Source organism: Hydrogenophaga sp. T66 (assembly GCF_057219855.1).
This window is the reverse complement of record NZ_JBXVVX010000001.1, coordinates 1,392,455-1,418,524: the sequence shown is the minus strand read 5'-3', so window position 1 is coordinate 1,418,524 and position 26,070 is coordinate 1,392,455. Positions and strand designations below refer to the sequence as shown.

Genomic DNA, 26,070 nt, shown 5'->3' with positions numbered 1-26,070 from the left:
CAGGGGATGGCGCAGGGAACGGCGCGGGATAATCCGCGGCTTGCCGATTTTGACCGAAGTCCCCGCCTTGCCCGACACGCCGATCCACCTTGAGTTTCCCGATCACCTGCCGGTGTGCGGCCGCCGCCACGAGATCGAGGCGGCCATCCGCGACCACCAGGTCGTCATCGTCTGCGGCGAAACCGGTTCGGGCAAAACCACGCAGCTGCCCAAAATCGCGCTGGCCATGGGTCGCGGTCGGCTGCACGCCAAGCCGGGCGAGCGCGGTCGTCTGATCGGCCACACCCAGCCGCGGCGAATTGCCGCCAGCAGCGTGGCCAAGCGCATCGCCGAGGAGTTGCGTACGCCGCTGGGTGAGGTGGTGGGCTACAAGGTGCGCTTCCAGGACCGGTTGTCTGCGGGTGCCTCGGTCAAGCTGATGACCGACGGCATCCTGCTGGCCGAGACGCAGACCGACCCCGATCTGCGGGCCTACGACACGATCATCATCGACGAGGCGCACGAACGCAGCCTCAACATCGACTTTCTGCTGGGCTACCTGCGCCAGCTGCTGCCGCGCCGACCCGACCTGAAGGTGATCGTCACCTCGGCTACCATCGACGCCGACCGCTTTGCCGAGTACTTTGCATCGGCCCGGGGGAAAGCGCCGGTACTCATGGTGTCGGGCCGCACCTACCCGGTGGAGGTGCGCTGGCGCCCGTTCGAGGAGACGCGCGACCACGACCTGAACCACGCGATTGCCGAGGGCGTGGACGAACTGTGGCGGGGGGGACAGGGTGGGGACGTGCTCGTCTTCCTGCCCGGCGAGCGCGAGATCCGCGAGGCCGCCGACCACCTGCGCAAGCACCTGGCCCACCAACCGCTGCACCGCGACGCCGAGGTCCTGCCCCTGTTCGCCCGCCTGTCCCAGGCCGAGCAGGACCGCATCTTCCAGCCCCACGGCCAGCGCCGCATCGTGCTGGCCACCAACGTGGCTGAAACCTCGCTTACCGTGCCGGGCATCCGCTACGTGATCGACGCCGGCACCGCGCGCGTGAAGCGCTACAGCTTCCGCCAGAAGGTCGAGCAGTTGATGATCGAGCCGATCAGCCAGGCCGCGGCCAACCAGCGCGCCGGTCGCTGCGGCCGCGTGGCCGACGGCATCTGCATCCGTCTCTACGACGAGGCCGACTTCGCCGCCCGTCCGCGCTTCACCGACCCCGAGATCCTGCGCAGTTCGCTCGCGGGCGTGATCCTGCGGATGAAGTCGCTGCGGCTCGGGCCGGTCGAGGAGTTTGCCTTTGTGGACGCGCCGCAGCGCCGGGCGATCGCCGACGGCTACCAGTTGCTGGCCGAGCTGGGCGCGGTGGACGACGCCAACGAGCTCACGCCGATCGGCCAGGCGCTGGCGCGCTGGCCGCTGGACCCGCGGGTGGGGCGCATGATCCTGGCCGCCCGCGAGCTGGGCGCGCTTGACGAGGTGCTGGTCATTGCGTCGGCGCTGAGCGTGCAGGACGTGCGCGATCGTCCGATCGACAAGCAGGCGCAGGCGGATCAGGCACACGCCAAGTTCGACGACGAGCGCAGCGAATTCGTCGGCACGCTCAAGCTGTGGAAGTGGCTGGAGGACAGCCGCGGCGGTCACGGCACGGACCACAAGCTCAGCCACCGCCAGTACGAGAATCTGCTGCGCGAGCAGTTCATCAACGTGCGGCGCGTGCGCGAGTGGCGAGACACGCACAGCCAGTTGCTCACCGTGGTGGCCGAGCACGGCTGGAAAGCCACCGCGGCGCCGGGCGCCGGCACCGGCTCGCCGGCCAGCTACGAGGCGCTGCACTGCGCCATGCTCGCTGGCCTGCTGGGCAACGTTGGCTTCAAGAGCGAGACCGAGGACTGGTACCTGGGCGCGCGCGGCATCAAGTTCTACCGCCACCCGGGCGCGCACCTCAGCAAGAAGCCCGGTCGCTGGATCGTCTGCGCCGAGCTGGTGGAAACCGCCCGCCTGTTTGGCCGCGGCATCGCCACCATCGAGCCCGCCTGGATTGAGCGCATGGGCGCCCACCTGGTCAAGAAGCAGCTGCTCGACCCGCACTGGGAGAAAAAGGCCGCGCGCGTATCGGCGCTGGAGCGCGGCACGCTCTATGGCCTGGTGCTGTACGCCAACCGCCGCACCGACTACGCGCGGGTCGATCCCGCCGGCGCGCGCGCCCTGTTCATCCGGGAGGCGCTGGTGCAGGGCGAGTGGGACACGCGCCTGCCGTTCCTGGCGGCCAACCGGCGGCTGGTGCGCGAGGTGATGGAGCTGGAACACAAGTCGCGCCGGCAGGACGTGCTGGTGGACGACGAGGTGATCTTTGCCTGGTACGACGAGCAGGTGCCGGCGCAGGTGTGCTCGGGCGTGACGATGGAGCGGTGGTATGCCGAAGCGTCCCGGGGCAACCCGGCGCTGCTGCGGCTCACGCGAGAGGCGCTCATGCGCCACGAGGCCGCGGGCGTGACGGCGCAGGCGTTTCCGCGGGTCGTCCGCCTGGGCGGCGTGGACTGCGCCGCGGCGTACCTGCATGAGCCCGGCGATCCGCGCGACGGGCTGTCGGTCACCGTGCCGATCTACGCGCTCAACCAGGTCAACGAGGAGCGGTGTGAGTGGCTGGTGCCCGGCATGCTCAAGGACAAGGTGCTCGCGCTGCTCAAGACGCTGCACCAGCGCCCGCGCTCGCGGCTCGTGCCGCTGCCGGCCACCGCGGAGCGGTGGGCGGCGGAACTGGCCGAAGAAGCGGTGTTTGGCCACGGCAGCCTCACCGACGCCGTGCTGAAGAAGGTGAGGGCGGCCACGCAACTCGATCTGGTGCGCGCCGACCTCAAGGTCGACCAGCTGCCGCCCCACCTGTTCATGCACCTGCGCGTGGTCGACGAACACGGGCGCCAGCTCGGGCAGGGTCGCAGCCTGCCGGCCCTCAAGGCCGAACTGGGTGCCCAGGCGCGCGGTGCTTTCCAGGCGCTCGCCGCGCTGAAGGCGGTGGCCACACCAGCGCCCGCGCCGGCCGCGTCCCCCGCTGCCGCGCCCGCGGCCCCGGGGGCGCGGCGTGTGGCGGCACCGGCGCCCGCGCCGGCTGGTCCGCCCGCCGTGGATGCCGCGCAGCGCCACACCCGCTGGGACTTCGGCGCGCTGCCCGAGCTGCTGGAGGTGCGCCGCGGCGGTCAGACGCTGATCGGCTTCCCCGCCCTCGTCGACGACGGCGACGCGGTGCGGGTGGAGGTGTTCGACGAACCGGACGTCGCGCAGGCGCGCCACCGCGAGGGCCTGCGCCGCCTGTGCGCGCTGCAAATCCGCGACGCGCTGAAGTACCTGGAAAAAAACATCCCCGGCCTGCAGGCCATGGGCGCCGCCTACCTGGGCGTGGATAAGGACCGCGGCGGCGGCACCCTGGACGAGCTGCGCGCCCAGCTGATCGATCTGTCGCTGGACCGCGCGTTCCTCCAGGACCCGTTGCCCACCGACGCCGCGGCCTTCGAGCGCCGCGTGGCCGACGGCCGTGGCCGCCTCAACCTGATCGCCGCCGAGATCGCGCGCAGCGCTGGCGCGGTGCTGGCCGAGTTTGCGGCCGCCCAGCGCAAGCTCAAGGACGCGCGGCCGCCCGCCGACGTCGCGGCCGATATCGGGCAACAGTTGCAGTGCCTGGTCGGCCGCCGCTTCCTGACCGACACGCCCTACGCCCAGCTTCAGCACCTGCCGCGTTACCTCAAGGCCGTGCAGCTGCGGCTGGACAAGCTGCGCAACGACCCCGCGCGAGACGCCGCGCGGCTGGCCGAATTGCGCCCGCAAGAGCAGCGCTTCTGGCGGCTGGTGGCCGAACGCAAGGGCGTGCAGGACGCCCGGCTGCAGGAGCTGCGCTGGCTGCTGGAGGAGTTGCGCGTGAGCTTCTTTGCGCAGGAACTGCGTACCCCGCAGCCGGTGAGCCTGAAGCGGCTGGACAAGTGCTGGGCGCAGATCAACAGCTGACCGCCAGCCCCACCAGCCCCTAATCCCGTCGCCCGACTCGGCCTTCTTCCCCCCGCGTTTGACACCCGCGGAGCCATCGGTTTCACTCGGCGCGGGCCGCACAGGTGGCCGACACCACGAGGAGATGACGGGCATGGATCGACGAGAGTTTGTGGAAGTCTGCGGGCTGGGCGCGGGGGCGCTGGCGGCGACGCTGGCCAACCCGGCGTGGGCCGCCGAAGCCAGGGCGCGCAGCTACGGGCGCGTGCTGCTGACCGACGAATTCGGGCAGCCGCTCAAGGCCAAAAGCCTGAAGCCGCAGGTGAACTACGTCTTCCATTACCCGTTCGAGGCCACGCCGGTGTTCCTGCTCGACCTGGGCAAGGCGGCCGAGCCCACCGACCTGGTCACCCGAGACAAGCAGACCTACCGCTGGCCCGGCGGCGTCGGACCCCGGCGCAGCTTGGTGGCGTTCTCCGCCATCTGCGCCCACAAGCTGGTCTACCCGACCAAGGAGCTGAGCTTCATCAGCTTCCGCAAGGGCGGCGTGGCCAACCCGCAGACGCCGTCGCTGGGCGACGACCTCATCCACTGCTGCGCCGATCACAGCCAGTACGACCCGGCCCGCGGCGCCCGGGTGCTCGGCGGACCGGCCGAACAACCGCTGTGCGCCGTGCTGCTGGAGCACGACGCGAAGACCGACCAGCTCACGGCCACCGGCACGCTGGGCGGCGAGCTGTTCGACGACTTCTTCAAGAAGTACGAGATGAAGCTGAGCCTGGAGGTTGGCCCCAACGCCAAGCGGGCGGTGCAGGGCCGCAGCGTGGTGAAGGAGCTGGCCCAGTTCTGCCGCAACCCGGTGCGCTGCTGAGCCACCGGCGCCGGGGCAAGGCCGTCAGAGTCGCGCCAGCCGCTGCAGCGCGGCATCCAGCGTGTCGTCGCGCTTGGCAAAACAGAAGCGGATGACGCGCTGGTCGAACCCGTTGCCGTAGAACGCCGACAGCGGGATCGCGGCCACGCCCACCTCGCGCGTGAGCCACTCGCAGAACGCGCCGTCCGGCAATTCGCGCTCGGGCACCGCGAGCGCGCTGATGTCGGCGCACTGGAAATACGTGCCCTCCGAGGGCAGCAGGCGCAGGCGCGTGTGGGTCAGGCCGGCGCGGAAGCGGTCGCGCTTGGCGGCGTAAAAGGCACTGAGTTCCCGGTAGGGCGCCGGATCGGCCATGTAGGCGGCCAGCGCATGCTGCATCGGGGTGTTCACGGTGAACACGTTGAACTGGTGCACCTTGCGGAACTCGGCCGTCAGCGGCGCCGGCGCCACCACCGTGCCGACTTTCCAGCCCGTCACGTGGTAGGTCTTGCCGAAGCTGCTGACGATGAAGGCGCGGGCAGCCAGACCGGGGTAGCGGGCCGCGCTCTCATGGCGGCGACCGTCGAACACCATGTGTTCGTACACCTCGTCGCTGATCAGCAGCACATCGGTGGGCGCGAGCAGCGCCTCCAGCTGCCGCATCTCCTCGGCGGTCCAGACCATGCCGCTGGGGTTGTGCGGGCTGTTGATCAGGATCGCGCGCGTGCGCGGCGTCATGGCGGCGGCGATGGCGCTGAAGTCCGGCCGGAAGGTTCCGGGCGTGAGCGGCACGCGCACCACCACGCCGCCGGCCAGTTCGATGTTGGGCACGTAGCTGTCGTAGCAAGGCTCCAGCACGATCACCTCGTCGCCCGGGTGCACCACCGCGAGGATCGCGGTGAGGATGGCCTGGGTGGCGCCGGCGGTGACGGTGATCTCGGTGGCCGGGTCGCAGCGCCAGCCGTACAGGACGGCCATCTTGTCGGCCATGGCCTGGCGCAACGCCGGTACGCCCGCCATCGGCGGGTACTGGTTGTGCCCGGCGCGCATCGCCTCGTTCACCGCGTCGAGCAGGCGCGGGTCGCAGCCGAAATCGGGGAAGCCCTGGCCCAGGTTCACCGCGCCGTGCTCGGCGGCCAGCGCCGACATGGTGGTGAAGATCGTGGTGCCCACCGCCGGCAGGCGGGAGGCGAGGGCGGGTGTGGCGGGCGGGGTGGCAACCGTGTCCATCGTGGGGCGCAGGTGGGGTCAGAGTTCGTAGTCGTCCGGTGTGCCGTTCATGGCGCGGTGGATCTGGTCGCGCGACAGGCGTGGGCTGAGCAGTTCGGCAAAGCGCAGCACGAAGTGCCGCAGGTAGGTGCCGCGCTTGAAGGCCACACGGGCCAGGTTGTGCCCAAACAGCTGGGCCGCCGGGCGGGCCACCAGGTCGGGGGTCTGGTTGTCACCCTGCATGGCCATCTCGGCCACGATGCCCACGCCCATGCCCAGCTTCACGTAGGTCTTGATGACGTCCGAATCGATCGCTTCGAGCACGATGTTGGGCTGCAGGTGCCGCATCGCGAAGGCCTGGTCGATGCGGGTGCGGCCGGTGAAACTGGGGTGATAGGTGATCAGGGGCAAGGCCGCCAGATCGTCCAGGCTGATCCGCTCGCGCGAGACCAGCGGGTGGTCGAAGGGCAGCACCAGCACGTGCTGCCACTCATAGGCCGGCAGCGTGACGAGTTCGGGGTAGTTCACCAGCGACTCGGTGGCCATGCCGATCTCCGCCACCTCGTCGATGAGCATGCGGGCCACCTGGTCGGGCGAGCCCTGGTGCAGACTGATGCCGACCTTGGGGTAGGCTTGGCGCAGCGCCGCGACCGGCCCGGGGAGCACATAGCGCGCCTGGGTGTGGGTGGTGGCGATGGACAGCGTGCCGCTGTCCTGGGCGGAATACTGCTCGCCGATCCGCTTGAGGTTGTTCACCTCGCGCAGGATGACGTCGATGCTTTTGAGCACCTGCTGGCCAGGCTCGGTCACGCGCTTGATGCGCTTGCCGTGGCGGGCAAAGATTTCAATCCCCAGCTCGTCTTCCAGCTCGATGATCGCCTTGGACACACCGGGTTGCGAGGTGTGAAGCGCCTTGGCCGCTTCGGTGAGGTTCAGGTTGCGGCGCACCGCTTCCTGCACAAAGCGGAACTGATGAAGGTTCATCGCGGCGCCTCCAGGGCAATCTCGGCCAGCAGCGCGGTCAGGCGCGGGTCTTCGCCAGCGGCAGGCAACTGCTCAAAAACCACGCTGGGGTGCTCGTTGCGCAGCGCGGCCATCAGCTGCGGCAGGTCTTCGCGGGCGTGTTTGCCCATGCCGAAGAACAACGGCAGCACCCGAACCCGCGTGACCCCCGAGAGCACAAGCGCCTGCGCCGCCGCCGGGAGGTCGGGCTCGGTGAGTTCCAGGTAAGCGCAGGCCACCCGGGCCTGCGGGTCGCGCGCGGCGATGCGCGCCGCCACGGCCTCGACCGGCGCGCGCCAGAGCGGGTCGCGCGATCCATGGGCAAAGACGATCACACCCAGCATGACTTACCTCCGAAGGACGAGCCAGCCGAAGGCCCCGAGTGAAATGACCGAATAGATCAGCGCCGGCGAAGCCGCGGCCAGCCAGGGCTGCCACTGGTTGAGGTTGCCGATGTAGCCGAACACGTTGTTGAGCAGAAAGAAGCTGATGCCGGCCATCACGCCGCCGAAGACGTAGCCGGTGATGCTGCCGCTGCGGAAATGCAGGTAGGCAAAGGGCAGGGCGAGCACCACCATCACCAGACAGGACAGCGGGTAAAACACCTTGCGCCAGAACTCGATCTGGTAGCGCTGCGCGGTCTGGCCGTTGGCCTCCAGGTGGCGGATGTAGGCAAACAGGTCGGCGGTGCGCATGCGGTCGGGCCGCAGCAGCGCCACCGACACCATTTCGGCGTTGAGCTGGCTGGGCCAGCGGAAGGTCTCGGGCGCGCTGCGCGCCACGCGCGTCACGCCCTCGGTCACCTCAAACTCGCGCCGCTCCACGCCGCGCAGCGTCCAGCTGTCGTCGTTTTCGATCTGGCCGGTGCGCGCGTGCAGCGTGGAGACGAGGAAGCCCCGGTTGTTGAACTCGAAGATCCGCACGTTCGACAGCTCGCCCTGTGGCGACAGCGCGCCCACGTTGACGGAAAAGTTGCTGTAGTCCTGCTTTTCCTTCAGCCACGCGCCGGTCTGGCCAATGCTGATCGCGCCCTGGTAGCGCGCCTTGAGCAGTTGCCCGGTCTTGTCGGCCCACGGCGCGATGTAGTCGCCGATGGCAAACGTCACTGCCACGAACAGCGCACCCAAACCCAGCAGCGTGCGCAACGCGCGCCACGGCCCCAGGCCGCTGGTGCGCAGGATGGTGTATTCCGAATGCTGGGCCAGCCGCGCGAGCACGAAGATGGTGCCAATCAGCACCGAAATGGGCAGCAGCTCGTAGATCCGGCTGGGCGTGAGCAGCGCCACGTACAGCAGCGCGTGGGGCACGCCGTAGATCAGCGAGGGGTCCAGCGCGGAGGGTTTGCCCAGCGCCGGCAGCTCGTCGACGAAGTCGAAGAAAAAGAACAGCGACAGAAAGGCCAGCAACACAAACAGCACGGCGGCGAACACCTCGCCGTAGATCAGCCGGCGGATCGTTCTCATGCCGACCTCCGCGCCGCGCTGCGCAGCCAGCTGCGCAGGCTCAGGTTGTGGTGGCGCTTGGCCAGCCACAGCAGCGTGAGCACGAGCACCCCGCCGTGCAGCCCCGCCATGAACGGCACGAAGCCGACCAGGCCGCTGGCCATCCAGCTTTGGCCGAGGTTGAGCAGGTTGTAATAGAACACGAAGGCGAAGAGGGTGAAGAAGAGGTTGCCGCCGCGCCCGGCCCGCGGGTTGCCGGTGGTGGTGGCCAGGGCGATCAGCACAAAGTTCAGGGCGGTCAGCGCCATGCCCACGCGCCAGCCCAGCTCGGCGAGGTTCTCGCGGCTGGGCTCGCCCATCAGCACCCAGCTGGGGCGGGCCTTGAGTTCCTGCACCGATCGGGCGCCGACCGGCGTGCCGCCGATCTGGGTGGTGTAGCTGTCGAACTCGCTGACCCGCAGGCCTTCGCCGGGGGTCGATTCGAGGCGTTGCCCGTTGTTGAGCTTGAGCCACTGACGGTCCCCGTCCCACTCCACGCGGCCCGAGCGGGCGGAGGTCACGGTTTCGCGCCCGTCGGGTTCGGTGCTGGCGATGAACACGTTGCGGCCCACGGTGCCGTCGGCGGTGTCCTTGTCGATGAAGAAGACGCGGCGCCCGCTGGAGGACTCCTGAAACTGTCCGGGCGCCACGCGTTCGAGGTCGCCGCGCCGCTCAAACCGGTCGCGCAGTTCGCCGGTCTGCTGGTTGGCCCACGGCCACACGAAAAACACCATCAGCGCGATCACCGCCAGCACCGGCCACGCGAAGCGCAGCACCGGCCCCACAAAGCCCCCCAGCGAGCGGCCACTGGCGAACCAGATGATCATTTCGCTGTCGCGATACATGCGCGAGAGCGTGAACACGATGGCAATGAAAAGCGCCAGCGTGAGCACCGTGGGCATGCGGCCGATCACCGTGTAGCCCAGCACCAGCATGATCTCCTGCGGGTTGACGCTCCCCTTGGAGGCCGCGCCCAGCGTGCGGATCAGCAGCATCGTGATGACGATGGTGAACAGCACCACCAGGGTCGCCCCGAAGCTGCGCGCGAGCTCTTTGCGGATGGACGAATGGAATAACATCGATCGGGAAACGGAAAGCACGATTATGGACTTCGAACTCAAATCCCTTGGACTCTCGGACGTGGCCACGTGGAGCGGCGATGCGCTGCTGGTGCTGGTGCCCGAGCAGCCCGTGCAGGGCGCCGGCGCGCTGGCCTCTCTGGTGGATACCGCACACCGCAGCAAGGACCTGGAAGCCACCCCCGGCGCGACGCTCGCGCTGTACCGCCCCGCCGGCGTCAAGGCCCCGCGGGTGGTGCTGGCCCGAACCGGGGACACCGCCGCGGCGGTGCGCAAGGCGGTGGCCGCGGGGGTGGGTGCTCTGCGCCAGCCCAGCACCAGGCGCCTCGCGCTTGTGTTTGCCGGGGACACCGCGTCGCCCGCGGCGGTACAGGCCGCCGTGCAGGCGGTGGCCGAGTCCAGCTATGTCTACACGACCACGAAGCCCAGCGCCAAAGCGCGGACGCTGCAGAAAGTGACGCTGGGCGTGCCCGACGCCGCCGCGGTGAAAGCCGCGTTCGCCACCGGCCGGGCGCTGGTGGCGGGTGTGGAGACGGCCAAGGAGTGGGCCAACCGCCCGGCCAACCACGCCACGCCGAGCCACCTGGCCGAGGCGGCGCGCGCGCTGGCCAAGCGCCCGGGCTTGTCGGTCGAGGTGCTGGGGCCGAAGCAGGTGCAGGCGCTGGGTATGGGCGCTTTCCTCGCGGTGGCCCAAGGCTCCGAGGAGCCGCTGCGTTTCATCGTGCTGCGATATCAGGGCGCGGCCAAGTCGCAGGCGCCGGTCGTGCTCGTCGGCAAAGGCATCACCTTCGACACGGGCGGGATCTCGATCAAGCCTGCGCCCGAAATGGACGAGATGAAGTTCGACATGAGCGGTGCAGCCAGTGTGTTGGGTACCTTCGCCGCACTTGCCGACCTCAAGCCGGCCGTGAATGTCGTTGGCCTGATTCCCGCCTGCGAGAACATGCCCGACGGTCGTGCGGTCAAGCCGGGCGACGTGGTCACCAGCATGAGCGGTCAGACCATCGAGATCCTCAACACCGACGCCGAGGGGCGGTTGATCCTGTGCGATGCGCTGACCTATGCCAAGCGCTTCAAGCCGCACAGCGTGATCGACATTGCCACGCTGACCGGCGCCTGCGTCATTGCCCTCGGTGCGGTGCGCACCGGCCTTTTCAGCCCGCGCGACGAACTGGCTGACGCCCTGATGGCCGCGGGCGAGCGGGCGGGTGACCTGTGCTGGCGACTGCCGCTGGATGACGAGTACGCCGAGGGGCTGAAGTCGAACTTCGCCGATGTGGCCAACGTCGCCGGTCGCGCCGCGGGCTCGGTGACCGCCGCGAAGTTCCTGCAGCGCTTTGCCACCGAGCTGCCCTGGGCCCACCTGGACATTGCCGGCACGGCGTGGCGCGGCGGCGCTGCCAAGGGCGCCACCGGCCGGCCGGTGGCCCTGCTGGTGCAGTACCTGCTGGACACCGCCGCGGCCGCGGCGCCGGCCGCACCCCGGCGCGGCAGAACCGCTCGGGGCTGAGTCGTGCCGGTGGAGGTCGCGTTCCACTTCAACGCACCGGATCGGGTCGCGTACGCTGCCCGGTTGCTGCGCAAGGCGCACCACAAGGGCGCGCGCTTGTGGGTGCGGGTGGTGGGGGACGAGCTCACGGCCTTGGATCAGGCACTGTGGGTGCAATCGCCCGGCGAGTTTCTGCCGCACAGCGTGCCCGGCGATCCGCCGGCGGTGCGCCTGCGTTCTCCTATCCACCTCGACCCCGGGGAGCCGCAGCCCGGGCAGCATGAGGTGCTGGTCAACCTCGCGCCCGGCGTGCCACCCGGGCACGAGCGCTTCGAGCGGGTCATCGAGGTCGTCACGCTGGATGACGCCGACCGGGCGGCGGCGCGCGAGCGCTGGCGTGCCTACAAAGCGCAGGGCATCGAGCCGCTGCGCCACGACCTGAAAACCAACGCCGGGGCCTGATGCGCGAGGCCGGCACGCGCCGTGCTTATGCCTCATTCGCGGTATTGATCCTGCCCTTGAGGAAAACCCTTGGTCCGGGCGAACACGGGGCCGTATCCCCCGGAAGGCTTGGTTTTTTGGAGTATCTTTACGGGGTGGAGAAAAAAAGTTCCCTCCGCGTTTCAACATCATCCTTTCCGAGGAAACCTATGCAACTGAACATGAAACTGGCCGTCATTGCCGCCGCCGTTGCGCTGGCCGCGTGTGGCAAGAAGGAAGAAGCTGCTCCCGCGGCTGCGCCCGCCGCCGCGCCCGCCGCCGCCCCGGCGCCGGAGACGCTGGTCGTCAAGATCGGTCACGTCGGCCCCACCAGCGGTGCCATCGCCCACCTCGGCAAGGACAACGAAAACGGCGCCCGCATGGCCATCGACGAGCTGAACGCCGCCGGCCTGACCATCGGTGGCAAGAAAGCCACCTTCGAACTGCTGGCCGAAGACGACGCCGCCGACCCGAAGCAGGGCACGGCTGCCGCGCAGAAGCTGGTGGACGCCAAAGTCAATGGCGTGATCGGCCACCTGAACTCGGGCACCACCATTCCCGCTTCCCAGATCTACAACGACGCGGGCATCCCCCAGATCTCCCCGTCGGCCACCAACCCCAAGTACACCCGCCAGGGCTACGCCGGTGCTTTCCGTGTCGTGGCTGACGACGTGCACCTGGGTGGCACGCTGGGCAAGTACGCCATCGAGACCCTGAAGGCCAAGAACGTGGCCGTCATCGACGACCGCACCGCCTACGGCCAGGGCGTCGCCGACGAGTTCGAGAAGGGCGTGAAAGCCGCCGGCGGCACCGTCGTGGGTCGTGAGTTCACCAACGACAAGGCGACCGACTTCAACGCCATCCTGACCACCCTGAAGGCCAAGAAGCCCGACGTGGTGTTCTTCGGCGGCATGGACGCCGTGGCGGGCCCGATGCTCAAGCAGATGAAGCAGCTGGGCATCAAGGCCAAGTTCATGGGTGGCGATGGCATCTGCTCCAGCGAGCTGCCGAAGCTGGCCGGCGACGGCATGGCCGACGACCAGGTCTTCTGCGCTGAAGCAGGCGGCGTGGAAGGCGAAGAGAAGGCCGGCATGGAGAAATTCCGCGCCGACTTCAAGGCCAAGTTCAACGCCGACGTCCAGGTGTATGCCCCGTACGTGTACGACGCTGTGAAAGTCATGGCCAACGCCATGGTGACCGCCGGCTCTGCCGATCCGAAGGTCTACCTGCCGGCCCTGAAGGCCACGAACTACAAGGGCGTGACCGGCAACATCGCCTTCGACGAGAAGGGCGACATCAAGAACGGCGCCCTGACGCTGATGACCTACCGTGGCGGTGCCCGCACCACCCTGGCCGTCATCCGCTGATCGACGCTCGCTCCACAAAAAACCGCCTTCGGGCGGTTTTTTGTTGTCCGCTGCGGGCTCGTGTCATCACGCCGCAGGGTTGCACTGCAGCGGCATGCAGCACCCACAGCCATGAGTCAGTGCCGGCACCAGCACACAAGAAAAAAGCCACCCGCAGGTGGCTTTTTCATGGCGCCCGGGGTTTGACGGGCGCTTGTTCGTGGCGGAGAGGGCGGGATTCGAACCCGCGGTGGGGATTAGCCCACACACGCTTTCCAGGCGTGCGACTTAAACCGCTCATCCACCTCTCCGCGAAGCCTGCGATTGTAGCAGGGGCGCAAACCGCTTCAGGGCTCCGGCGGTGGCTCGGTGGCGGTGGTCGGGTGGGCGTGGGCCCGCAAGGTGGCGAGATCGACGTGGCGCAACGCCGCCTCGTGGGTGGCTTCCAGCACGACGGGCGGCGCCACCCCGGCCTCCAAGGCCTCGACCCAGCGGCTGACACACAGGCACCAGCGATCGCCCGGCTTCAGCCCGGCGAAGCGCCACGCCGGCCGGGGGGTGATGAGGTCGTTGCCCCGGCTCAGCGAGTACGCCAGAAACGCCTCGGTCACGCGCGCGCACACCACGTGGGTGCCGTGATCGTCCGCGCCCGTGCGGCAGCAGCCGTCACGCCAGAAGCCGGTCAGCGGGTCATACGAGCAGGGCACCAGTTCACCGCCCAGCACGTTGCGATCGGTTGTGTTCATGCGGCCGGGCGGGAGGACTGCACCATCTTCATGGCCGAGGCGATCAGGGCGGAGACTTCCCCCATGTGGCTGGGCACGATGAGGGTGGTGGTCGCGTCGGCGGCCACGCGGCCGTAGGCGTCCACGGCCCGTTCGGCCACCTTCAGCTGTACCGCGGCTTCACCGCCGGGCTGGCGAATGGCGGCGGCCACGCGTTCGATGGCCTGGGCGGTGGCGTCGGCCACGGCGGTGATGGCGGCGGCCTCGCCGAGCGCGGCGTTGATGGCGGCCTGCTTCTCGCCTTCCGAACGGGCGATGAAGGCCTCCCGTTCGCCGGTGGCGATGTTGATCTGCTCCTGGCGACGCCCTTCCGAGGCCGCAATCAGGGCGCGCTTCTCCCGCTCGGCGGTGATCTGCTGCTGCATCGCGTGCAGGATCTCCTTGGGCGGCGTCAGGTCCTTGATTTCGTAGCGCAGCACCTTGACGCCCCAGTTCAGCGCGGCTTCATCGATGGCTTGCACCACCTGGGCGTTGATGATGTCGCGCTCCTCGAAGGTCTTGTCCAGCTCCAGCTTGCCGATCACCGACCGCAGGGAGGTCTGGGCCAGCTGGGTGACGGCCACGATGTAGTTGGACGAGCCGTAGCTGGCGCGCATGGGGTCGGTGACCTGGAAATACAGGATCCCGTCGACCTGCAGCTGGGTGTTGTCGCGGGTGATGCAGACCTGGCTGGGCACGTCCAGCGGGATTTCCTTCAGGCTGTGCTGGTAGGCCACCTTGTCGATGAAGGGCACGATGAAATTCAGGCCGGGCGCCAGCGCGGTGTGGTATTTGCCCAGTCGTTCGACGACCCACGCGTGCTGCTGGGGCACGACCTTGACCGAGCGGGTGACGAAGATGACGGCGAGAACGAGGAGAACGATCGCAATTTCCATGGTGCTGAAGCCCGGTGGTCGGATGAGGAGGTGAAGGGAACGGCGGGGCGGGGCAGGGCGGAGTGGGGGGTCAGGCCGGGGCCAGCACAAGCCGGTTGCCCACCAGCTCGGCCACGCGGTGCAGGCCGGGCTGGGGCGTGTGGCCCGGGCTCAGCACCGCGGTCCACTGGGCGCCGCGGTACCGGACGCTGGCGGTGCCATCGGCCCGCCATTCGGCCACCTCCACGGTTTCGCCCACGTCAAGGTGCACGTCGCGCGACGTGGCCGCGTCCACCGGGCGGCTCTGCCGGCGGCGATGCCAGGCCACCACGGCCACGCTGGCCACCGCGGCGGCGGCCACGATCTGGCCCACCAGCGGCAGCCCGGCGTGGGCAGCCAGCGCCCCGGCCGCGAGGCCGGTGGCGAGCATCAGCAAATAGAACGTGCCGGTGACCATCTCCAGGGCCACAAAAGCCCCGGCCAGGATCCACCACCAGGTCGCATCAGACACAAGGCCTCCTTGTGGAAAACGGGAAATCGACGGCGCAACGTCCATCGCCGCCGCGGGTGATCGGTGCGGGCCCGCCACATTCTGCGGCAAAAAGGCCCGCCGAACCCCCGGCGCCGACACGGGATTTCCGTACACTTCGCGCCTTCCCGTCCCGCAAACGCCCACCGGCCCGCACGCCGCCTCCGCCATGAAATTCCGTTTCCCGATCGTCATCATTGACGAGGACTTCCGCTCCGAAAACACGTCCGGGCTGGGCATCCGCGCGTTGGCTCAGGCGATCGAAAGCGAAGGCATGGAGGTGGTCGGCGTCACCAGCTACGGGGACTTGTCCCAATTCGCCCAGCAACAGTCCCGCGCCAGCGCCTTCATCCTGTCGATCGACGACGAGGAGTTCACCCCAGGCCCCGAGCTGGACCCGGCGGTGCTCAACCTGCGCAACTTCATCGAAGAAGTGCGGCGCAAGAACGCCGATGTGCCGATCTACATCTACGGCGAGACCAAGACCAGCCGGCACCTGCCCAACGACATCCTGCGCGAGCTGCATGGCTTCATTCACATGTTCGAGGACACGCCAGAGTTCGTGGCGCGCCACATCATCCGTGAAGCCAAGAGCTACCTGGAGGGGATCCAGCCGCCGTTCTTCAAGGCGCTCCTCGACTACGCCGAAGACGGCTCCTACTCGTGGCATTGCCCGGGCCACTCGGGCGGCGTGGCCTTCCTGAAGACGCCGGTCGGCCAGATGTTTCACCAGTTCTTTGGCGAGAACATGCTGCGCGCCGACGTGTGCAATGCCGTGGAGGAGCTCGGCCAGCTGCTCGACCACAACGGCGCCATCGGCGCGAGCGAACGCAACGCCGCGCGCATCTTCAACGCCGACCACTGCTTCTTTGTCACCAACGGCACCAGCACCAGCAACAAGATGGTCTGGCACCACACGGTGGCGCCGGGCGACGTGGTGGTGGTGGACCGCAACTGCCACAAATCGATCCTGCACAGCATCATCATGACGGGCGCCATTCCCGTCTTTCTCAAGCCCACGCGCAACCACTACGGCATCATCGGACCGATCCCGCAGGGCGAGTTCGCCATCGAAGCCATCCGCGACAAGATCCGCGCCAACCCGCTGCTGGCCGGGGTGGACGCCGACGCCGTGAAGCCGCGGATCCTGGCGCTGACCCAGTCCACCTACGACGGGGTGCTCTACAACACCGAGGCCATCAAGGACATGCTCGATGGCTATGTGGCCAACCTGCATTTCGACGAGGCCTGGCTGCCGCACGCCGGCTTTCACCCGTTCTACGGCAACTTCCACGCCATGGGCAAGAAGCGGGCGCGTCCGCAGCAGTCGGTCGTGTACGCCACGCAGTCGATCCACAAGCTGCTGGCCGGTATCAGCCAGGCCAGCCATGTGCTGGTGCAGGATTCGCAGCAGGTCAAGCTCGATCGGCACCTGTTCAACGAGTCTTACCTGATGCACACCAGCACCAGCCCGCAGTACGCCATCATCGCCAGCTGCGATGTGGCCGCCGCCATGATGGAGCCGCCCGGCGGCCGTGCGCTGGTTGAAGAGAGCCTGCTGGAGGCGCTGGATTTCCGCCGCGCGATGCGCAAGGTCGAAGCCGAGTTCGGGGAAGACGACTGGTGGTTCCAGGTCTGGGGCCCAGAGCATCTGGCCGACGAGGGTGTGGGCGAGGCGCGCGATTGGGTGCTCAACCGCCAGCGGGACGACCACGACACCGAGAAGGACTGGCACGGCTTTGGCGACATGGCGCCGGGCTTCAACATGCTCGATCCGATCAAGGCGACCATCGTCACCCCCGGTCTCAAGCTCGACGGCAGCTTTGGCGACACCGGCATCCCGGCCTCGATCGTCACCAAGTACCTCGCTGAACACGGTGTGGTGGTCGAAAAGACGGGCCTCTACAGCTTCTTCATCATGTTCACCATCGGCATCACCAAGGGCCGCTGGAACACGCTGCTGACCGCGCTGCAGCAGTTCAAGGACGATTTCGAAAAAAACCAGCCGATGTGGCGGATCATGCCGGAGTTCTGCGCCAAGCAGCCCCGCTATGAGCAGATGGGGCTGCGCGATCTGTGTCAGCACGTGCATGCCCAGTACGCCAAGTACGACGTGGCCCGCCTGACCACCGAGATGTACCTCAGCGACCTGCGTCCGGCGATGAAGCCCAGCGACGCGTTCGCCTGCATTGCGCAACGCCGCACCGAGCGGGTGGCGATCGACGATCTCGAAGGCCGCATCACCACCAGCCTCGTCACGCCGTACCCGCCCGGGATTCCGCTGCTGATTCCCGGTGAGGTGTTCAACCGCAAGATCGTGGATTATCTGAAGTTCAACCGGGCCTTTGCCCGCGAATGCCCAGGCTTCGAAACCGACATCCACGGCCTGGTCGAGACGGTGGGCGCAGACGGCCAGAAGGCCTATTTCGCCGACTGCGTGGCGGTGGGCTGACCTGCGTCAAGGCGCCGGTCCTGGGCCGGCGCCATCATGGGCTTCCATTGGCCGAAAGGAAGCCCATGTTCCCCGAGTACCGCGACCTCATCTCCCGCCTCAAGGGCGTCGATGCCCATTTCACGCGCCTGTTCGATCGCCACAACGCGCTGGACCAGCGCATCCAGAACATGGAGGCGCACATTGAGCCCGGGACGCCCCAGGAGATCGAGCATCTCAAGAAGGAGAAGCTCGCCCTGAAAGACGAGCTCTGGCAGCACCTGCGTCAGGCAGCGGCCGCCGCCTGACGCCGTCCATCACGAGCCCGGACCCGCCGCACGCTCGCGCCAGAACGTCGCGAAGCGCGGCAGACCGCTGTCGTGCCACCCGCGGTAGCGGTAGGTCACCCACGAGCCCACCGGCGGCGGCGACTCGCGCTGGGCGTCGGTAAACCCGCTGCCCAGCCGGAAGCGCCGGCCCTCCGGTGTCTCCACGAGCAACGCGCCCAGTCGCCCCGCGTGCCGGCCTTGCCCGGGCAGGTGAGCAACCACGCGCGCCTCCGCGTCGTCGTGCAGCTTCAGCTTGAGCAGTTGATCGCTGCGCGCGGCCCGGTAGTGGGCATCGCCGTGATGCAGCATCAGGCCTTCACCGCCGGCGTTGACGGTGCGGTGCAGGCGCTGCATCAACGCGGCGTGGGTGGTGGCCGGCTCCTGCGGCACCGCCTGCACCCACGGCTGCGCGATCCGGGCCACGCGCTCCCGCAGCGCCTCCAGCCGGTCGCGGAACGGCCCGGGGTGGTCCGGCGCGTCGAACACCATGAAGAGCACACCTTGCCAGCCCGCGCGGTCGGTCTGCAGGCTGCGCACGGTGGAGACGGTGTCTTCGAACCGCCCGCGACCCATCCAGAGTTCGCCGTCGAGCGATTGCTCAGGCCAGCCCGCGGTGAACCAGGCCGGTGCCGCGATCACCTCGCCGCCGCGGGTGAGAAGGCGCTGGCCATCCCAGCGGGCGCGCACGCCATCGAGTTTTTCGCTGACGAAAAAGCCGGCCAGCGGGGTGTCCGGTCGAAAGGTGTGGGCCAGCATCAGCGCGGGCGGTTCGGCCGCCAGCACCCCACCCGCCGCCCACCAGCCCAGCCCGGCGAGCAGCCAGCGGCGGCGCCCGGGATCGCGCGGGTTCAAGCGGGAAACCGGTGCTTCAGCCGGCCGCCGGCGGTTCGGCGATGCCGCCCACCACCTGGCTGAAGCCGCCATCCACATAGACGATTTCGGCGCTCACGCCACCGGCCAGATCGGACAGCAGAAAAGCCGCGACGTTGCCCACGTCGTCGATCGTGACGTTGCGGCGGATGGGCGTGGTCTCGGCCACCACCGAGAGGATCTTGCCGAAGCCCTTGATGCCGCTGGCCGCCAGCGTCTTGATCGGTCCGGCGCTGATGCCGTTCACGCGCATGCCCTTCGGCCCGAGCGACTCCGCCAGGTAGCGCACCGACGCCTCCAGGCTCGCCTTGGCCAGACCCATGGTGTTGTAGTTGGGCACGGTGCGGATGGCGCCGAGGTAGCTCAGTGTGAGCAGGGCCGACTTGTCGTTCAGGTAGGGCAGGGCCGCCTTGGCCATGGCCGGAAAGCTGTAGGCGCTGATGTCGTGGGCGATCTTGAACGCCTCGCGCGACAGCCCGTCGAGGAAATCGCCGGCGATGGCCTCGCGCGGAGCGAAGCCGATGGCGTGCACAAAGCCGTCGAAACGCGGCCAGGTGTGCGAGAGATCGGCAAACAGGCGCTCAATCTGCGCGTCATCGCCGACGTCGCAATCGAAGACGAGCGAGGAGCCGAACTCGGCCGCGTACTCGGTGATGCGGTCCTTGAACCGCTCGCCCACGTAGCTGAACGCCAGTTCGGCGCCCTGGGCATGGCAGGCCTTGGCGATGCCATAGGCGATTGAGCGGTTGGACAGCACACCCGTGATCAGCAGCTTCTTGCCGGCGAGAAAACCCATCGTTCAGTCTCCAGAAAAATATCGCGCAGAATTGTCGCATGCAGCTTCAGCCACCCCCGCCCCGCTTGCGCCGGTTCGCCGCGTGGGTCGGGCTGTTCACCGGTGTGCTGCTGGCCCCGCTGGCCTGGGCGGCCCACGGCTACGCGATCTGGGGTGAGCTGAAGTACCCGCCCGGCTTCACGCATTTCGACTATGTGAATCCGCAGGCGCCCAAGGGCGGCGAGCTGCGTCTGGTGAGCAACCTGCGCGCCAGCACCTTCGACAAATACAACCCTTTCACGCTGCGCGGCACGGCGCCGGCCTACCTGTCGAACCTGATGTTCGATTCGCTGCTCGCCGGCGCGCTGGACGAAACCGGCGCCGCCTACGGTCTGCTGGCCGAGGACGTGGTGGCCGCGCCCGATGGGCTGTCGGTGACCTTCCGCCTGCGCACCACGGCGCGCTTCCACAACGGCGACCCGGTGCTGGCGGCCGATGTGAAACACAGCTTCGACACGCTGCTGGGGCCGCACACCTCGCCGGTCTACAAGACCATCCTGGCCGATGTCGCCGGGCTGGACGTGCTGGATGAGCGCACGGTGCGCTTCCGATTCAAGGTCGCCAACCGGGAGTTGCCCCTCACGGTGGGTGGCCTGCCGATCTTCAGCCGCGCCTGGGGCGATGCGCTGGACCCCAAGACTGGTCAGCGCAAGACCTTCGACCAGGTCGTCACCGACATCCCCATCGGCAGCGGGCCGTACCGCATCGGGCCGGTGAAGTTCGGGCGCGACATCACCTACGTCCGCGACCCGGCCTACTGGGCGCGCGACCTGCCCGTGCGCCGTGGCACCGCCAACTTCGACCGCATCACCGTCAAGATCTACAAGGACAACACGGCGCGGCTGGAGGCGCTCAAGGCCGGCGAGTTCGACCTGATGCGCTTTTTCTCGGCCGGTGACTGGGCCCGCCGCGTCACCGGCCGGCGTTTCGACACTGGCGAGCTGGTCAAGGGCGAGTTCACCCACCAGCTGCCCACCGGGTTCCAGAGTTACGTGCTCAACACCCGCCGGCCGCCCCTGGACGACATTCGGGTCCGCCAGGCGCTGGGGCTGGCGCTGGACTACGAGTGGATGAACCGGCAAATGTTTTACGGCGCCTACCAACGGGTGCGCGGCCTGTTCGGCAACACCGCGTGCGCCGCGCAGGGCGAGCCGTCGGCCGCCGAACGGGCCCTGCTTGAACCGTGGCGCGACCAACTGCCGGCAGCGGTGTTCGGGCCGGCCTATGTGCCGCCGCGCACCGACGCGGATCGCACGCTGCGCGACAACCTGCGCCAGGCACAGGCGCTGCTGCGCGAGGCCGGCTGGACCGTGCGGGATGGGGCGCTGCGCAATGCCGCCGGCCAAGCGCTCGTGCTGGAATACCTCGACAGCGCCGAGGTTGGCGCGCGCGTGGTGGCGCCCTGGACGCGCAACCTCGACAAGCTCGGCATCACCCTGCGCTTCCGCCCGGTCGATTTCGCCCTGTACCAGCAGCGGCTGCGCACCTTCGATTTCGACGTGATTTCCCTCGCTTACGGCGGCACCCACACACCCGGCGCCGAATACGCCGATCTGTTTGGCAGCGAAGCGGCCCGCACGCCCGACTCGGGCAACCACACCGGCATCGCCAACCCCGCGGTGGACGCGATCGTGCAGCGCATGACCGGCGCCCGTGACCGCGCCAGCTTTGAAGCCGCCTGCCGCGCGCTGGATCGCGTGATCAGCCACAGCCACGTGCTGATCCCGCAATGGTCTGCCCCCACCCACCGCATGGCCTACAACGCGTGGCGGCTGGGCCGGCCGGAGCGCATGCCGCCGTACGCGAGTGGCGAGGTGTGGGCCATCGATACCTGGTGGGCAACACCATGACCACCCCCGCGCCGCGCGGCGCGCGTCACCCCCTCAAGGGCGCAACACCGACGGCCTGGCAAAGCCAGATCCGTGGTGTTTCCCGCCCAGACACCTGCTGAAGTGCTATGTGGGTCTACATCCTCAAGCGCCTGCTGCTGATGATCCCCACCTTGCTGGGGGTGTTGCTGCTGACCTTCGTCGTCATCCAGTTCGTGCCGGGCGGGCCGGTGGAGCAGTATCTGGCCGAGGCGCGGGCGGCGGGCGGATCGGCCGGCGCCGAGGGCGGGGCGGTGTACCGCGGGGCCCAGGGCGTGGACCCGAAAAGGCTGGAGCAGATCAAGGCCCTGTACGGTTTTGACAAACCCGCCCACGAGCGCTTCTGGGACATGCTGGTGCGCTTCGCCCGCTTCGACCTGGGCACCAGTTTTTTCCAGAACAAGCCGGTCTCGCAGCTGATCGCCGAGAAGTTGCCGGTCTCGATCAGCCTGGGGCTGTGGACCTTTCTGATCAGCTACGGCGTGGCCGTGCCCTTGGGCGTGGCCAAGGCCGTGCAGGCGGGCACGCGCTTTGACCTCGTCACCACGCTCATCATCCTGGTGGGCTACGCCATTCCGGGCTTCGTGCTGGGCGTGGCCCTGCTGGTGATCTTCGGGGGGCAACTGCAGTGGTTCCCGCTGCGTGGACTCACGTCGGCGAACTGGGAAGAACTGAGCTGGGGCGCGCGGATCGTTGACTACCTTTGGCACATCACGCTGCCCGTCACGGCGATGGTGCTGGGCAGCTTTGCCGTCACGGCGATGCTGACGAAAAACGCGTTCCTCGAAGAAATCCGCAAGCAGTACGTGATGACGGCGCGGGCCAAAGGCCTGAGCGAGCGGCAGGTGCTGTGGAAGCACGTGTTCCGCAACGCGCTGATTCCCATCGTCACCGGCTTTCCGGCGGCGTTCGTGGGCGCGTTCTTCGCCGGGTCGCTGCTGATCGAAACGCTGTTCTCCCTCGATGGCCTGGGCCTGCTGAGCTACGAGAGCGTGATCCGGCGCGACTACCCGGTGGTGATGGGCACGCTCTTCCTCTTCACGCTGATCGGTCTGGTGACCAAGCTGATCTCCGACCTTTGCTATGTCTGGGTAGACCCGCGGGTGAAATATGACTAACCCCCCCGCAGCCCCCGCGCAGGGCGCAGACGCTTCCCTCCCCGTGGTGGGCGATGCGCGCGGTCTGGCAACGCCGGTTCCGCCGCATCCAGCGGTACCGGCCCGCTCGATCGGGCCGTGGCGACGGGCCTGGCTGCGCTTTCGCCGCAACCGGCTGGGCTACTGGAGTCTGGTCCTGTTCAGTGCGCTGGTGCTGCTCAGCCTCGCCGCGGAACTGGTGTCCAACGACCGCCCGCTGGTGGTGCGTTACGAAGGGCAAACCTATTTCCCGATGTGGCGCGACTACCCCGAGACCGTCTTCGGCGGCGACTTCGACACCGCCACCGACTACCTCGACCCCTTTATCCGGGAGCAGATCACCCGCGGCGACAACTGGGCGGTCTACGCGCCCAACCCCTACGGCCCGAAAACGCTCAACTACTTCGCCACGCAGCCCAACCCCGCGCCGCCGAGCCCGGCCAACTGGCTCGGCACCGACGACCGCGGCCGCGACCTGCTGGCGCAGCTCATCTATGGGTTCCGGGTCAGCGTCTTGTTTGCGCTGGCACTCACCGCCATCGGCGTGGTGCTGGGCATCCTCACTGGCGCCATCCAGGGGTTTTTTGGCGGCAAGACCGATCTGGCCTTCCAGCGCTTCATCGAGATCTGGGGCTCCATGCCCGAGCTGTACCTGCTGATCATCTTCTCGGCGGTGTTCGCGCCCAGCGTGGGGCTGCTGCTGGTGCTGCTCAGTCTGTTTGGCTGGATGGGCCTGTCCGACTACGTGCGGGCGGAGTTCCTGCGCAACCGGCAGCTGGATTACGTGCGCGCGGCCCGCGCCATGGGCCTGTCCAACGCGCAGATCATGTGGCGCCACATCCTGCCCAACAGCCTCACCCCGGTGGTCACCTTCCTGCCGTTTCGCATGAGCGCCGCGATCCTGGCCCTGACCTCGCTTGACTTCCTCGGCCTGGGTGTCCCGCCCGGCACGCCCTCGCTGGGTGAATTGCTGAGTCAGGGCAAAAACAACATCGACGCGTGGTGGATCTCGATCTCCACCTTCGCGGTCCTGGTGATCACGCTGCTGCTGCTCACCTTCATGGGCGACGCCCTGCGCGATGCGCTCGATCCGCGAAAGGCCGACGCATGAGCGCCTCTGCGTCGCTGGCGGCTGAGACCGCACTGCTGACCGTGCGGGGCCTGCGCGTGGCCTTCGCCGGGCGCCCGGTGGTGCATGGCGTGGACTTCTCCATCGCCCCGGGCGAAAAGCTGGCCCTGGTGGGCGAGTCGGGCTCGGGCAAGACGGTGTCGGCCCTGTCGCTGCTGCGGCTGGTGCCGCAGGCTGAGGTGAGCGGTGAAGCGTGGCTCGACGGTCGCAACCTGCTGTCCCTGTCGGAGACGGCGCTGCGCGGTGTGCGTGGGGATGCGGTGTCGGTGGTCTTCCAGGAGCCGATGACCGCGCTCAACCCGCTGTACCCGGTGGGCGACCAGATCGCGGAGGTGCTGCAACTCAAGCGCGGCCTGAGCCGGGCGCAGGCAGGCCCGGCCACCGTGGAGCTGCTCGCGTCCACCGGGATTCCTGAGCCGGCGCGCCGGGCCCAGGCTTACCCCCACCAGCTCAGCGGCGGGCAGCGGCAGCGCGCGATGATCGCCATGGCGCTGGCCAGCCGCCCGCGGTTGCTGATCGCCGACGAGCCCACCACCGCCCTGGACGTGAGCCTGCGGGGCCAGATTCTCGACCTGCTGTCCGACCTGCAGCGCCAGCACGGCATGGCCGTGCTCCTGATCACCCACGACCTCAACCTGGTGCGGCGGTTTGCCGACCGGATCGCGGTGATGGAACGCGGGCACCTGGTGGAACAGGGGCCCGTGGACGGGGTGTTTGCCGCGCCGCAGCACGCCTACACCCGCCTGCTGCTGTCGAGCCGTCCGGCGCGCGACGTGGTGGAAGACGCTGCTGATCCTTCCAACGCCGCGGTCACGCCGCTGCTCGCTGCCCGCGGCCTGCGCGTGTCCTACCCGGTTCCGTTGCCCGGGCTGCGGGGCTGGTTCCGCCAGGGGCGCTTCGTGGCCGTGCAGGGCGCTGACTTCGACATCCCACCCGGCCGCACATTGGGCGTGGTGGGCGAGTCCGGCTCGGGCAAAAGCACGCTGGCGCTCGCCGCGCTGGGCCTGATGCCCCACGAAGGCCAGCTTGCCGTGGACGGCACCGGTTGGGACGAGGCACGTCAGGCCGGCCGCACCCGGGCCTTGCGCCAGCGGGTGCAGGTGGTGTTCCAGGACCCGTTTTCCTCGCTGTCGCCGCGCCTGACGATCGAGCAGATCGTGGGCGAGGGGCTGCGTGTCCACCGGCCCGACCTGACCGCGGCGCAGCGGCGCGAGCGGGTCGTGGCTGCGCTGGCGGACGTGGGCCTGGTCAGCGACCCCCAGCAGGGCGGCGACTGGCTGCAACGCTACCCGCACGAGTTCTCCGGCGGCCAGCGCCAGCGCCTGGCCATTGCCCGCGCGCTGGTGGTGGAGCCGCGCTTGCTGGTGCTCGACGAGCCCACGAGCGCGCTCGACGTGACCGTGCAGAAACAGGTGCTGGCGCTGCTGCAGCGCCTGCAGCGCGACCGCGGTCTGAGCTACCTGCTGATCACCCACGACGTGGCGGTGATCGAGGCCATGGCGCACGAGGTGATCGTCATGAAGGACGGCGCCATCGTCGAAACCGGCCCGGTGGCGCAGGTGCTGCGTTCGCCCGGCCACGACTACACCCGCCAGCTGGTCCGCGCCGCGGCTTGACGCAGGTCATGCGGCCGGGCGGTGCCGCGCCCGACAATGCCGGCATGAGTTCCTCCGCCCCGGCCGCCCCGTTGCCACCCACCGCCTGCCTGCGCTGGCTCGCCCTGGGCTGGCAGGACCTGCGGCGCCATCCCGTCCCCGGCCTGTTTCACGGCTTTTTGATCACCGCCTTCGGTGCGGCGCTGTTGCTGCTCGCGCGCGACCGCTTCTGGCTGCTCGCCGGTGCGTTCTCCGGCTTTCTGATCGTCGCGCCCATCCTGGCCACCGGCCTGTACGCCGTCAGTCGCGCGCTGGAGCGGGGGCAGCGCCTGGGGCTCGGCGAGGTGGCGGCGCTGTGGCGCTCGGGCGACGGGCGGCTGGTGCGCTTCGGCCTGCTGCTCGCGCTGGCCGGCACCGGCTGGGTGCTCACGTCCGCCGGGCTGATCACGCTGGCCTCGCCGGTGCCGATCCGCGCGCCGGTGGACTTCATCCGCCACATCGTGCTGGCGCCGCAGGTCGGGCTGTTCGAGTTGTGGCTGCTGCAAGGCGCGCTGCTGGCCGCGCCGGTGTTCGCCTCCACCGTGGTGGCGCTGCCGCTGCTCGTGGACCGGCCGCTGCCGGTGCATCAGGCCGTGGGCGCCAGCTGGCGCGCGGTGGCGACGCAACCGGTCACCTGCGGGGTGTGGGCAGTGGTGATCGCACTGATCGTTGGGGTGGCCATGTCCTTGGCGCTCATCGGTCTGATCGTGGCCATTCCCTGGCTGGCTCACGCCAGCTGGCACGCCTACCGCGACCTTGCCGGGCGGGAGTGAGCC

Annotated in this window: 22 protein-coding genes and 1 tRNA gene; 12 read left to right on the top strand and 11 right to left on the bottom strand. The window is 68.7% G+C overall.

The features are described from left to right. Positions 1-40: 40 nt before the first annotated feature. Both hrpA and AC2D80_RS06555 read left to right on the top strand, forming a co-directional pair. Entirely contained in the window at positions 41-3,979 is a 3,939-nt protein-coding gene (gene hrpA, locus AC2D80_RS06560; RefSeq protein ID WP_484632168.1) for an ATP-dependent RNA helicase HrpA, read from the top strand. Positions 3,980-4,112: 133 nt separating this feature from the next. Then, positions 4,113-4,829, top strand: a complete 717-nt coding sequence (locus AC2D80_RS06555) for a twin-arginine translocation signal domain-containing protein (protein ID WP_484632167.1) — start codon at positions 4,113-4,115, stop codon at positions 4,827-4,829. A 24-nt stretch (positions 4,830-4,853) separates the two neighbouring features. Here the strand turns inward: AC2D80_RS06555 and AC2D80_RS06550 are convergent, their stop codons facing one another. The 5 genes from AC2D80_RS06550 to lptF are packed head-to-tail and all read right to left on the bottom strand — an operon-like array spanning position 4,854 to position 9,579. Then, positions 4,854-6,038: a pyridoxal phosphate-dependent aminotransferase gene (locus tag AC2D80_RS06550; RefSeq protein ID WP_484632166.1), complete on the bottom strand. Its 1,185-nt coding sequence runs from the start codon at positions 6,036-6,038 to the stop codon at positions 4,854-4,856. 18 nt (positions 6,039-6,056) lie between these two features. Beyond that, complete coding sequence (locus AC2D80_RS06545) at positions 6,057-7,001, bottom strand: CysB family HTH-type transcriptional regulator (RefSeq protein WP_484632165.1); 945 nt, start codon at positions 6,999-7,001, stop codon at positions 6,057-6,059. Further along, the gene (locus tag AC2D80_RS06540; protein ID WP_484632164.1) at positions 6,998-7,363 is read right to left on the bottom strand and encodes a sirohydrochlorin chelatase; all 366 of its coding nucleotides are present in this window, start codon (positions 7,361-7,363) and stop codon (positions 6,998-7,000) included. Before AC2D80_RS06540 ends, AC2D80_RS06545 begins: the two co-directional genes overlap by 4 nt. A gap of 3 nt (positions 7,364-7,366) precedes the next feature. Beyond that, the gene (lptG, locus tag AC2D80_RS06535; protein ID WP_484632163.1) at positions 7,367-8,482 is read right to left on the bottom strand and encodes an LPS export ABC transporter permease LptG; all 1,116 of its coding nucleotides are present in this window, start codon (positions 8,480-8,482) and stop codon (positions 7,367-7,369) included. Further along, positions 8,479-9,579 (bottom strand): LPS export ABC transporter permease LptF, encoded by a 1,101-nt coding sequence (lptF, locus tag AC2D80_RS06530; RefSeq protein WP_484632162.1) that lies wholly within the window; start codon positions 9,577-9,579, stop codon positions 8,479-8,481. The genes lptG and lptF overlap by 4 nt, the downstream gene beginning before the upstream one ends. Before the next feature lie 25 nt (positions 9,580-9,604). Between lptF and AC2D80_RS06525 the strand changes: the two genes are divergently transcribed. The 3 genes from AC2D80_RS06525 to AC2D80_RS06515 all read left to right on the top strand — a co-directional run bounded on the left by AC2D80_RS06525 (position 9,605) and on the right by AC2D80_RS06515 (position 12,915). Continuing rightward, entirely contained in the window at positions 9,605-11,089 is a 1,485-nt protein-coding gene (locus AC2D80_RS06525; protein WP_484632161.1) for a leucyl aminopeptidase, read from the top strand. Positions 11,090-11,092: 3 nt separating this feature from the next. Next, on the top strand, positions 11,093-11,530 hold the full coding sequence (locus AC2D80_RS06520) for a DNA polymerase III subunit chi (RefSeq protein ID WP_484632160.1): 438 nt from the start codon (positions 11,093-11,095) through the stop codon (positions 11,528-11,530). 188 nt (positions 11,531-11,718) lie between these two features. Beyond that, positions 11,719-12,915: a branched-chain amino acid ABC transporter substrate-binding protein gene (locus AC2D80_RS06515; RefSeq protein WP_484632159.1), complete on the top strand. Its 1,197-nt coding sequence runs from the start codon at positions 11,719-11,721 to the stop codon at positions 12,913-12,915. 200 nt (positions 12,916-13,115) lie between these two features. Here AC2D80_RS06515 and AC2D80_RS06510 read toward each other — a convergent pair. From AC2D80_RS06510 to AC2D80_RS06495, 4 genes are all read right to left on the bottom strand, one after another. Then, positions 13,116-13,205, bottom strand: a tRNA-Ser gene (locus tag AC2D80_RS06510). Between the two features lie 36 nt (positions 13,206-13,241). Further along, positions 13,242-13,640, bottom strand: a complete 399-nt coding sequence (locus AC2D80_RS06505; RefSeq protein WP_484632158.1) for a DUF2237 family protein — start codon at positions 13,638-13,640, stop codon at positions 13,242-13,244. Next, on the bottom strand, positions 13,637-14,554 hold the full coding sequence (locus AC2D80_RS06500) for an SPFH domain-containing protein (protein ID WP_484632157.1): 918 nt from the start codon (positions 14,552-14,554) through the stop codon (positions 13,637-13,639). The genes AC2D80_RS06505 and AC2D80_RS06500 overlap by 4 nt, the downstream gene beginning before the upstream one ends. A 70-nt stretch (positions 14,555-14,624) precedes the next feature. After that, complete coding sequence (locus tag AC2D80_RS06495) at positions 14,625-15,044, bottom strand: NfeD family protein (protein ID WP_484632156.1); 420 nt, start codon at positions 15,042-15,044, stop codon at positions 14,625-14,627. A 187-nt stretch (positions 15,045-15,231) separates the two neighbouring features. Between AC2D80_RS06495 and AC2D80_RS06490 the strand changes: the two genes are divergently transcribed. Beyond that, positions 15,232-17,514, top strand: a complete 2,283-nt coding sequence (locus AC2D80_RS06490; RefSeq protein WP_484632155.1) for an Orn/Lys/Arg family decarboxylase — start codon at positions 15,232-15,234, stop codon at positions 17,512-17,514. A gap of 65 nt (positions 17,515-17,579) precedes the next feature. Further along, the gene (locus AC2D80_RS06485) at positions 17,580-17,801 is read left to right on the top strand and encodes an HP1242/YdcH family protein (RefSeq protein ID WP_484632154.1); all 222 of its coding nucleotides are present in this window, start codon (positions 17,580-17,582) and stop codon (positions 17,799-17,801) included. 9 nt (positions 17,802-17,810) lie between these two features. Here AC2D80_RS06485 and AC2D80_RS06480 read toward each other — a convergent pair whose 3' ends face one another. Together AC2D80_RS06480 and fabI are read right to left on the bottom strand one after the other, a co-directional pair. Beyond that, entirely contained in the window at positions 17,811-18,674 is an 864-nt protein-coding gene (locus AC2D80_RS06480) for a DNA ligase (protein WP_484632153.1), read from the bottom strand. A 16-nt stretch (positions 18,675-18,690) separates the two neighbouring features. Then, a complete protein-coding gene (gene fabI / locus AC2D80_RS06475; protein WP_484632152.1) occupies positions 18,691-19,488 on the bottom strand; it encodes an enoyl-ACP reductase FabI in 798 nt (265 codons plus the stop codon). A gap of 38 nt (positions 19,489-19,526) precedes the next feature. On the opposite strand from fabI, the gene AC2D80_RS06470 reads away from it, so the two are divergent. From AC2D80_RS06470 to AC2D80_RS06450, 5 genes are all read left to right on the top strand, one after another. Next, a complete protein-coding gene (locus AC2D80_RS06470) occupies positions 19,527-21,377 on the top strand; it encodes an extracellular solute-binding protein (RefSeq protein WP_484632151.1) in 1,851 nt (616 codons plus the stop codon). A gap of 107 nt (positions 21,378-21,484) precedes the next feature. Next, the gene (locus AC2D80_RS06465) at positions 21,485-22,513 is read left to right on the top strand and encodes a microcin C ABC transporter permease YejB (protein ID WP_484632150.1); all 1,029 of its coding nucleotides are present in this window, start codon (positions 21,485-21,487) and stop codon (positions 22,511-22,513) included. After that, a complete protein-coding gene (locus AC2D80_RS06460) occupies positions 22,506-23,642 on the top strand; it encodes an ABC transporter permease (RefSeq protein WP_484632149.1) in 1,137 nt (378 codons plus the stop codon). The genes AC2D80_RS06465 and AC2D80_RS06460 overlap by 8 nt, the downstream gene beginning before the upstream one ends. Then, a complete protein-coding gene (locus AC2D80_RS06455) occupies positions 23,639-25,276 on the top strand; it encodes an ABC transporter ATP-binding protein (protein WP_484632148.1) in 1,638 nt (545 codons plus the stop codon). Before AC2D80_RS06460 ends, AC2D80_RS06455 begins: the two co-directional genes overlap by 4 nt. A gap of 44 nt (positions 25,277-25,320) precedes the next feature. Next, the gene (locus tag AC2D80_RS06450; protein ID WP_484632147.1) at positions 25,321-26,067 is read left to right on the top strand and encodes a DUF2189 domain-containing protein; all 747 of its coding nucleotides are present in this window, start codon (positions 25,321-25,323) and stop codon (positions 26,065-26,067) included. Positions 26,068-26,070 lie beyond the last annotated feature (3 nt).